Annotated in this window: 6 protein-coding genes; 3 read left to right on the plus strand and 3 right to left on the minus strand. The window is 73.5% G+C overall.

Annotated features, from left to right (window positions below; all coding sequences use genetic code 11):
- Positions 1–302: 302 nt before the first annotated feature.
- Positions 303–1,142, plus strand: coding sequence for a dienelactone hydrolase family protein (locus tag AB0H37_RS39085; protein ID WP_329098561.1), 840 nt, complete (start codon positions 303–305; stop codon positions 1,140–1,142).
- A 23-nt stretch (positions 1,143–1,165) separates the two neighbouring features.
- Here AB0H37_RS39085 and AB0H37_RS39090 read toward each other — a convergent pair whose 3' ends face one another.
- A complete protein-coding gene (locus AB0H37_RS39090; protein ID WP_329086095.1) occupies positions 1,166–2,422 on the minus strand; it encodes a helix-turn-helix domain-containing protein in 1,257 nt (418 codons plus the stop codon).
- 274 nt (positions 2,423–2,696) lie between these two features.
- On the opposite strand from AB0H37_RS39090, the gene AB0H37_RS39095 reads away from it, so the two are divergent.
- On the plus strand, positions 2,697–5,447 hold the full coding sequence (locus AB0H37_RS39095) for a LuxR family transcriptional regulator (RefSeq protein WP_360617666.1): 2,751 nt from the start codon (positions 2,697–2,699) through the stop codon (positions 5,445–5,447).
- A gap of 17 nt (positions 5,448–5,464) precedes the next feature.
- Here the strand turns inward: AB0H37_RS39095 and AB0H37_RS39100 are convergent, their stop codons facing one another.
- Together AB0H37_RS39100 and AB0H37_RS39105 are read right to left on the minus strand one after the other, a co-directional pair.
- Positions 5,465–6,679, minus strand: a complete 1,215-nt coding sequence (locus AB0H37_RS39100) for an SRPBCC family protein (RefSeq protein ID WP_360617668.1) — start codon at positions 6,677–6,679, stop codon at positions 5,465–5,467.
- Positions 6,680–6,690: 11 nt separating this feature from the next.
- On the minus strand, positions 6,691–7,494 hold the full coding sequence (locus AB0H37_RS39105) for an SRPBCC family protein (RefSeq protein ID WP_360617670.1): 804 nt from the start codon (positions 7,492–7,494) through the stop codon (positions 6,691–6,693).
- A 381-nt stretch (positions 7,495–7,875) separates the two neighbouring features.
- Between AB0H37_RS39105 and AB0H37_RS39110 the strand changes: the two genes are divergently transcribed.
- Complete coding sequence (locus AB0H37_RS39110; RefSeq protein ID WP_179837324.1) at positions 7,876–9,123, plus strand: extracellular solute-binding protein; 1,248 nt, start codon at positions 7,876–7,878, stop codon at positions 9,121–9,123.
- The last annotated feature ends 113 nt before the right edge of the window (positions 9,124–9,236 follow it).

The following is a 9,236-nucleotide window of genomic DNA, read 5'->3' on the forward strand; positions in this document are numbered from 1 at the left end:
GTTGCGAGGCGGGTCACCGTCGTCGGGGTCGTTCGTCCCGCCGAAAGGCGGTAGGCCGGGGCCTTGCTGCTGAAGCGCCGAAAGCCTGCCCGAGGCCTGGGTCCGCTTGTCATGAAGCGGACTGCCACGGAATGACCGGCGATTTCGCCGATGTCCCGGAGCACCGGGCGCGCCGAGAATGTGCGCACTGGAGCCGGGTGACCGGCCCCGCCCCGTTTCCGGAGCCGGCCATCCGGCTCCGCCCCCCGGAACAGGAGCGAAACGACGTGCCCACCCTCACCGCACGCGCGGCGAAGACGGCGCTGGCCGCGGCGCTGACCGCGGCCGCCCTCGCCGTCCCCCAGGCCGCGCAGGCCGCCGACAACCCCTACGAGCGCGGCCCCGCCCCGACACGGCAGAGCATCGAGGCCCTGCGCGGCCCGTTCGCGACGTCCCAGACGAGCGTCTCGTCCCTGAGCGTCACCGGCTTCGGCGGCGGGACGATCTACTACCCGACCAGCACCGCCGAGGGCACCTTCGGCGCGGTCGCGGTGGCGCCCGGCTTCACCGCCGACCAGACCAGCATGGCCTGGCTCGGGCCGCGGCTCGCCTCGCAGGGGTTCGTCATCTTCACGATCGACACCCTCACCCGTCTCGACCAGCCCGACAGCCGCGCCCGGCAGCTGGAGGCCGCGCTCGACTACCTCACGCAGCGCAGCACCGTCCGGACCCGGATCGACACGACCCGGCTCGGCGTGATGGGCCACTCGATGGGCGGCGGCGGGACGCTGGAGGCCGCCGAGGACCGCCCGCAACTGCAGGCCGCGATCCCGCTGACGCCGTGGGACCTGCAGAAGAACTTCTCGGGCGTGCGCGTCCCCACCATGGTCATCGGCGCCCAGGCGGACACGGTCGCGCCGGTCGCCTCGCACTCCGAGCCGTTCTACCAGAGCATCCCGGCGTCGTCGGAGAAGGCGTACCTGGAGCTGGCGGGCGCCAGCCACTTCGCGCCCAACACCTCGAACACGACGATCGCGAAGTACAGCATCTCCTGGCTCAAGCGGTACATCGACAACGACACCCGCTACGACCAGTTCCTGTGCCCGGCGCCCTCGCGCGACCTCACCATCTCCGAGTACCGGGACACCTGCCCCAACTCCTGATCCCGTCCACCGACCGGACCGCCTCACCTACCGGGCCGCCCGCCTCCCCGCGCGGGCGGCCCCTCGGCGTGCGGGCCGGGCGTGCCGTCCCCGGGGCCGTGCAGCCGCAGCGCGCTCAGTGCGAGGACGAGCTCGACCAGGTCGCCGGGCCGGGCGAGGGTCCGCCCGGTGAGCAGCTCGATCCTGCGGAGCCGGTTGAGGACGGTGTTGCGGTGGCAGAACAGCCGGTCGGCCGCGCGGGCCGCGGAGCCGTCGCACTCCAGCCAGGTCTCCAGCGTCGTCAGTAGGGCGTCGCGGAACCCGGGGTCGACGTCCCCGAGCCCGCCGAGCGCCACCTCCCCGAGGCGCCCGGCGAGGCGGGGCTGGGACAGCACGAGGGCGTCGGGGAGCCTGCGGTCCAGGCGGGCGATCTGGTTGCCGGGGCCGCGGCAGGTCCGCAGCGCCAGCTCGGCGAACCAGCGGGCGCCGCCCAGCTCGGCGAGGTTGCCGACGACCGGGCTCACGCCGGCGTGCGACCGGGCGTAGGGGCGGACGGCGTCGACCAGGTCGTCGAGCTCGGCGGTGCCGAGCGCGACCAGCGCCACCTGGGCGTCGGTGCGCAGCCGCCAGATGAACCGCATCCCGCCGCTGTCGCCGGGCCGCCGGTTCACGCCGTCCCCGAAGCCGCCCTCCGCGCCGAGCATCACCACGGCGTAGCGGCCGGTCGCGGGCAGCCCGAGGACGGACGTGGCGGTCGCGAGCAGCCCGCCGTCGGCGCCCTGCCCGTCCAGGAGGGCGTCCACGATCGCCTGGACGCGCTCCTCGCTGCGCCGCGCGAGGTCCAGCTCGGTGCGGTGGTAGGCGGCGGCCGCCGCGCCGGACTGCTGGTCGATCGTGTCCCAGGTGCGGGTCGCCTGCCGGATCAGCGCCGCGACGTTCTCCGGGTCGTGCCGGCCGACGACCTCGACGACGGCCTCCCAGAACACCCGCCCGGCGAGCCGGTAGGAGCGCAGCAGCTGGTCGAGCGGCTGCCCCTGGTGCGCGCGACGCTGCCCGAGCCGCCGCGCCCATTCCAGGTCGGCGCGGCCGCGGCCCGGGTCCAGGATCGTCTTGAAGCCGTGCCCGAGCCCGGTGTGGCACATCTCCCACACGTCGTGGCGGAAGGCGTCGTCGCGGTCGCCGCGGTCACCGGAGAGGATCTCGGCGGTGAGCCGGTCGGCGAGGTCGGGCAGCCGGTCCGCGAGCCGCAGCACCGCCTTGCGCATGATCGTGCGATCGGCGTCCACCTGGCCGACGTTCATCGCGGGCCACCTCCAGCACCGGGCGCGCCCCGCACAACGCGGGGGCCTCATCGTGCCACCACGGGGGCGCACGGGCCATCCTGGGACGCCGACACTGTGCGCGCTCACAACCGGCGCCGGTCCGGATTGCGCCGCGTCCCCGAAACCGAAGCCCGCTCTGGACCGGTACGGGGTGCCCGTGTTGGTCTGAGGTCCCCTTCCCTTTTGAGACCCCGTCCAATAGTGGCTCCCACGGCTCCCGGGCGAGGGTGGTTCCCGCCAAGGAGGGACCGGCATGGCACACGAACGGCTGCACGGACGTGAACGCGACCTTCAGGAGATCGAGGCGATGCTCGACCGGGCCCGGGACGGGCACGGCGGCGCCCTGGTCGCCGCCGGGGACGCCGGGGTCGGCCGGACGGCCCTCCTGGAGGCCGCGGTGCGCGGCGCCGGCACGGGCTTCCGCGTGCTCGGCACGACCGGCGTCCCCGGCGAGACCGGGGTCCCGTACACGGGGCTGCACCGGCTGCTGCGCCCGCTGTCCGGCCAGGTCGCGCAGCTGCCGCCGGCGCACCGGGAGGCCCTGGCCGCGATCCTGTCCGGCGCGCCCCGCGCCGAACCGTTCGTGCTGTTCACGGCGGTGTGCGAGCTGCTGGGCCGGGCCGCGCGCAAGGAACCCGTGCTGTGCTGGGCCGACGACGTCCACCGGCTCGACGCCGGCTCGCTGGAGGTGCTGGCGTTCGCGGCGCGGCGCGTGGAGGACGAGCCGGTGGCGGTGCTGTTCTCCGTCCGCGACGGCGAGCCGGACGCGGGCGCCCTCGACGGCATCCGGCGGCTGCGGCTCGCGCCGCTGGCCGAGGACGCGAGCCGGCGCGTGCTGCGCGACGCGCTCGGCGGCGACCTGGACGGCTCGGCGGGCGGCGACCTGACCGAGGAGATCGTCGACCTGGCCTGCGGCCGGCCCCTCGCGATCCGCGAGCTGGCCGGCGCGCTGACGTCCGGGCAGCTGTCGGGCGCCGCGCCGCCGCCGCGGGCGCTGCCCCCCTCCAGTTCCCTGCGCGCCCTGCACCGGCGCCGCTACCGCGCGCTGCCCTCGGGGGCGCGGCGCCTGGTGCTGATGACCGTGGCGGAGGAGTGGCTCGGCGCCGCGACGATGGAACGGGCCGTCCAGGCGGACGGCATCGGCGACGGCGACCTCGACGCGGCCCGCGAGTCGGGGCTGCTGCGGTTCGAGGGCGACGGGGTCACGGTCCGCAACCGGCTCGTCCGGTCCTCGCTGTGGGCGGACGCGACGCGCGAGGAGCGGCAGGACGCGCACACCCTGCTCGCCGGCGTCCTGGTCCAGGAGTGGCAGCGCCCGCGGCGGCTCTGGCACGGCGCGGCCGTGGCGGGCGAGCCCGACGACGGGCTCGCCGCCGAACTGGCGGGGGCGGCGGCCGCGGCCCGGCGGGCCGGCCGGTACGCCGACTCCTGGCGGATGTGGCAGCGCGCCGCGACCCTGACCGTCGAGCACGGCGCCCGGACGGACCGGTACCTGGCCGCCGCCGGGGACGCCTGGGCGAGCGGACGGTCGCGGCGGGCCCGCGCCATGCTCCGGCAGGTCCGGCCGCGCGGCAGCGACGGGACCCGCATCGCCCGCGCCGCCGCCCTGCGCGGCGAGATCGAGACGGCGGCGGGCTCCCCCGCGGCCGCGGTCCCCGTGCTGCGCGACGCGGCCGAGCGTCTCGCCGGAGCCGACGCCGGGGCGGCGCTGGACGCGCTGATGTGGGCCGCGGAGGCCGCCGACGCGTCCGGCGACCACCGCGCCCACCTGGAGATCGCCGAGCGCGCCCGCGCGCTGGACCTCCCCGCGCCCGGCCCGCGCACCGAACTGCTGCTCGCCCATCTCGGCGGCGTCGCGGCCGCGATCCGCGGCCGTTACCGGGAGGCCGCGGAACGGTTCGGGCACGCCGCGCGCCTCGGCCCGGACGTCGCGGACCCCGCCGCGCAGGCGTGGGCGGCGCTCGCCGCCCTCGCGCTCGGGGACGGCGCCCGCACCCGCGCGCTGGCGGCCGAGGCGGTCGCGTCGGCCCGGCGCTCGGGCGACGCGCCCGCCGAGTCGTTCGCGCTGGTGGCCACCGGGCGCTGCGCGGTGCTCCTCGGGCATCCCCCCGCGCCGATCACCGCCTGCCACGACGGCCTGCGCCTCGCCCGGGCCACCCGCCTGCACGGGCACGCCACCGAGCAGCTCGCCACCCTGGCCCTCACCGCCGCCTTCAACGGCGACGAGGCCAGGACGCGCGAGCTGCTGGAGCAGCTCACCGGCACCGCCGACGAGCGGGGCCTCGCCCGCGCGGCCGCCCTCGGATCATGGGCGCCCGCGTGCCTCGACCTCGCCGCGGACCGGCCCGCCGACGCGGCCGCGCGCCTGCGCCTGCCGGGCGGCGCCGGGCTCGCGCATCCGCCGGCGCGGCTCCTCGCCGTCCCGCACCTGGTCGAGGCGCTGGTCCGCACCGGCGAGCACGAGCCGGCCGCGGGGGCCTACGAGCACTTCCGCCGCTGGGTGGACGGGATCGGCTCGCCCCCCGGACCGGAGGCGCTCGGCCGCCGCTGCCTGGCCCTGCTGGCCGGATGCGACGACGAGGCCGAGGAGCACTTCACCGAGGCCCTCCGCCTGCACGAGGCCGCCGGCGCCGTGTTCGAGCTGGCCCGCACGGAGCTGCTGTTCGGGCACCGGCTGCGGCGCGGGCGACGCCCTCGCGCCGCCCGCGAGCACCTGCGCGCCGCGCTCCGCGTCTTCGAGCGCTACGGCGCCGCCCCGTGGACGGCACAGGCCCGCGCCGAGCTGCGCGCCGCCGGGGAGACCGCGCCGCGGGCGGCGAGCGGGTTCGGCAAGCTCACCGCGCAGCAGGCGCACATCGCCCGGATGGCCGCCGAAGGGGCCACCAACCGGGAGATCGCTGCGCGCCTGCTGCTCAGCCCGCGGACGATCGACCACCATCTCCGCAACGTCTTCACCCGCCTCGGGATCCGCTCGCGCGTCGAGCTGGCCCGGCTGATCCGCTGATCCGGCCGGCGGCCGGATCAGCGGGCCTCCTCGTACTCCTCCTCGCGGTCGTCGGTCTTGCCGCCGCGGGAGGTGGAGGAGGAGCTGCGGGTGCCCCGGCCGTTCCGGGTGCCCTTGGTCTCCGAGTCCTTGGTCTCCGAGTCCTTGGAGTCCTTGGCGCTCTCGGAGCCCTTGGCGGTCCCGGAGTCCTTGTCCTTGGAGGTCGCGGAGCCGTTGCCCTTGCCGGACTTCTCCTCTTCCTCCAGGGCCTCCTCGTGCGTCCGGACGACCTCGCTGTCGCGGATCTCGCCGCGCCAGCCCTCGATCTCGTCCGCGCGGGGGAGCGAGTTCGTCATCACGTACCGGCGGAAATGCTTCAGTTCGAGCCGGGCGCGGCGGCCCTGGGCGCGCCAGATGTTCCCGGTCCGCTCCATCAGGCCCTGCGGGTGGTACTCCAGGACGACCAGGACGCGGGTCAGGTTCGGCGACAGCTCGTGGAAGCTCACCGTCCCGTCCACGTGGCCCTTCGGGCCCTTCGAGCGCCACACGATGTGCTCGTCGGGAACCTGCTCGACGATCGTCGACTCCCACGTCCGCGCCGACCAGAAGATCTTCGCCTTCCAGTTCAGCTTGGTGTCGTCGGCCTGGTCGACGCTGACGACCTTCTTCATGAAGGACGGGTAGTCCTGGAACTGCGTCCACTGGTCGTAGACGAGGCGGGTCGGCGCACCGATGTCGGTGTGCTCGACGATGTTGGTGACCTTCACCTTCTTCCCGCCGCCCTTGCCGCCCTTGCCGCCGGGCAGGAGGTTCTTCAGCTTGCCGAAGATGCCCTTGCCCTTGTCCTTGCCGTCGGACTGCTCGTCCTTGCCCGCGTCCTTGGCGTCGTCCTTGGCGTCCTTGGCGTCCTTGGCGTCCTTGGCGTCCTTGGCGTCCTTGGCCTCGCTCTTGGACTCGGCCTTGGTGTCGTTCTTGGCCTCGTCCTTCGCGCTCTTCCCGGTGCCGGAGGCCTTCGGCTGCTCCTGGTCGCCCTGGTCGGAGTCACGCCCGCCCCGGTTGCCGGCGATGGCCCGGCTCGCCGCGACGGCCGCGCCCGCGCCGAGCAGGACGCCGCCGGCGGTGCCGACGGCCCGGCCGCCCGGGAGGGCCTTGGTGATGGCGCTCAGACCGGACGAGCGCTTGCGCCCGCCGATCGGCAGCCTCTTGGCGATCTGTCCGACGGGCAGCTTGCCCATCGGGTTTGCGCGTGCCATGTTCCGCTTCCTCACTTGGGGTTGGTGACGGTCTCGCCGTCACGGATCTCGCCGCGCCAGCCCTCCACCTCGTCCGGGTGGAGGAGCGCCTGCGTCATCACGTGGCGGCGGAAATGCTTCAGTTCCAGCCGGGTCCGGCGGCCCTGGGCGCGCCAGAGGTTGCCCGTCCGCTCGAACAGACCGGCGGGGTGGTACTCCAGGACGAGCAGGATGCGGGTCAGGTCGGGCGTCAGCTCGTGGAAGCTGACCGTCCCGTGGACGTGGCCCTTCGGGCCCTTCGAGCGCCACACGATGTGCTCGTCGGGAACCTGCTCGACGATCGTCGACTCCCACGTCCGCGCCGACCAGAAGATCTTCGCCTTCCAGTTCAGCTTGGCGTCGTCGGCCTGGTCGACGCTGACGACCTTCTTCATGAAGGACGGGTAGTCCTGGAACCGCGTCCACTGGTCGTAGACCAGCCGGCGCGGCGCGCCCACGTCGATCTGCTCGACGATGTTGGTCAGCTTCCCCTTTCGTCCCCGCCCGAAGATGCCGGCGAGGGTCTCCTTCAGGGCCGTCCAGCCGAAGCTCAGCAGCGCGCGGAAGGGAGACTTGCCCTCCTGCAGCGCCTTCACCCCGGCCAGGGCGGCCTTGGCGAGCGGGCCGGCCTGCTCCGCCTTCGCGGTGAGGTGCCGGACCGCGCGGTCGAGCCGCCGTTCGAGCCGGGTGACGAGCCCGGCCAGGGCACGGCGTGCCAGGCGCCGGGCCGAGAGCGCGGCCAGCGCCCCGCCGGCGCCGACGGCCGCACCCGCGATCGGGCCCGTCCGGAGTTTCATGTCCTGTCCACCTCATCGTCCAACTCGGGTACGGCGGCGGGTTACCCGGTCAAGCTGGTGCAAAACAGGACGCAGGCAAGATGGAGGACATCTCGGGCGGTCAGCCGCATCGGGACGGCACCTCCCGGCGGAGCCCGGCGCGAACGCCCGGAGCGAAAGCCCGGACGCTGCTGTCGGGCGACCAGACCAGCCCAGCGTGGACACCGGACCAGATCGGGATCTCCGAAACCTCGCATAACGGTTGAGATTCGTGCTTTACGGGCCCCTTGAACTGGTACGGACCAGTGTTTATCTTCATCCCCACCACGCGCGTTTGTGCTCGGGGGGCGTTCACACCGCGCAGAATCTTTCATGCGCGAAAGCCGGAGAAGGCGGGGACAGATGAAACGGCACCTCATGGGCGTCGTCGCCGCGGGCCTGACCGTGGCACTCGGCGTCAGCGGCTGCGGCAAGGGCAGCTCGTCGGGAGGCGACTCCGACGGCAAGACCATCAAGTTCGTCGCCGCGATCTACGACGACAACACCAAGCCCTACTGGGACGCCCTGATCAAGGACTTCGAGGCGAAGAACTCGGGCTACAAGGTCAACCTGGAGATGGTCGACTGGACCCAGATGGACGCCAAGGTGAAGACCTACGTCCAGACCAAGCAGGTTCCGGACGTCCTCAACTACAACGCGTTCTCCGACTTCGCCCGCGACGGCCTCATCTACAAGGCCGACGAGGTGCTGTCGCCGGGGACGCTCGGCGACTTCACCCCGACCTTCGTCCAGCAGGCGCAGTACAACGGCGCGCAGTACGGCCTGCCGTTCATCTCCAGCGCCCGCCTGCTCTTCTACAACAAGGCCCTGTTCAAGAAGGCCGGTATCAGCGACCCGCCCGCCACCTGGGACGACGTCAGGGCGGACGCGGAGAAGATCAAGAAGGCGGGCGCGACCGGGTACGGGCTGCCGCTCGGCCCCGAGGAGTCGCAGGCCGAGTTCTACTCCTGGGCGATGAACAACGGCGGCGGCTGGGTCGACGCGTCCGGCAAGTGGGCGATCAACCAGAAGGCCAACGTCGACACCCTCGCCTTCCTCAAGGACCTCAACAAGTCCGGGCTGACCCAGCCGAACCCGGAGACCACCGACCGCAAGACGGTGTTCAACCAGTTCGCGCAGGGCAAGATCGGCATGGCGATCGGCGGCCCGTTCACCAAGGCCGGGTTCATCGACCCGGTGAACAAGGAGCTGGACTTCGGCGTCGCGCCGCTGCCGAGCAAGAGCGGCACGGAGCACAACACCCTCGGCGTCATGGACGTCCTCGCCGCGTTCAAGAAGGACGGCGGCAAGAACAAGGAGGCCGTCAAGAAGTTCCTCGACTTCTTCTACCAGAAGGAGAACACCTCGAAGTTCCTCACCACCGAGGGCTTCCTGCCGGTGACGAAGTCGGCCGGGGACGCGCTCAGCGCCGACCCGTACATGAAGCAGTTCGTGGACGCGCTCCCGACGTCGAAGTTCGCGCCGACGTCCAACCCGGCGTGGTCGGCGGTCGCGGGCGCGGTCAAGCAGGACCTCGGCACCGCCGCGGCGAACGAAGACCCGAAGAAGATCCTGGACAAGATCCAGGAGACGGCCGAGAAGGCCGGCTGAGTGCCGGATCTCAAGGCCGGGAAGCGGGGGGCCGCCGCCTCGGCGGCCCCCCCCCCCCCCCACCAACCGCAGAAAGGAAGAGCGGCGTGTTGGGAAAGAGTGTGCCCAAAAAA

The organism is Actinomadura sp. NPDC023710 (assembly GCF_040639875.1).
GTDB lineage: Bacteria > Actinomycetota > Actinomycetes > Streptosporangiales > Streptosporangiaceae > Spirillospora > Spirillospora citrea.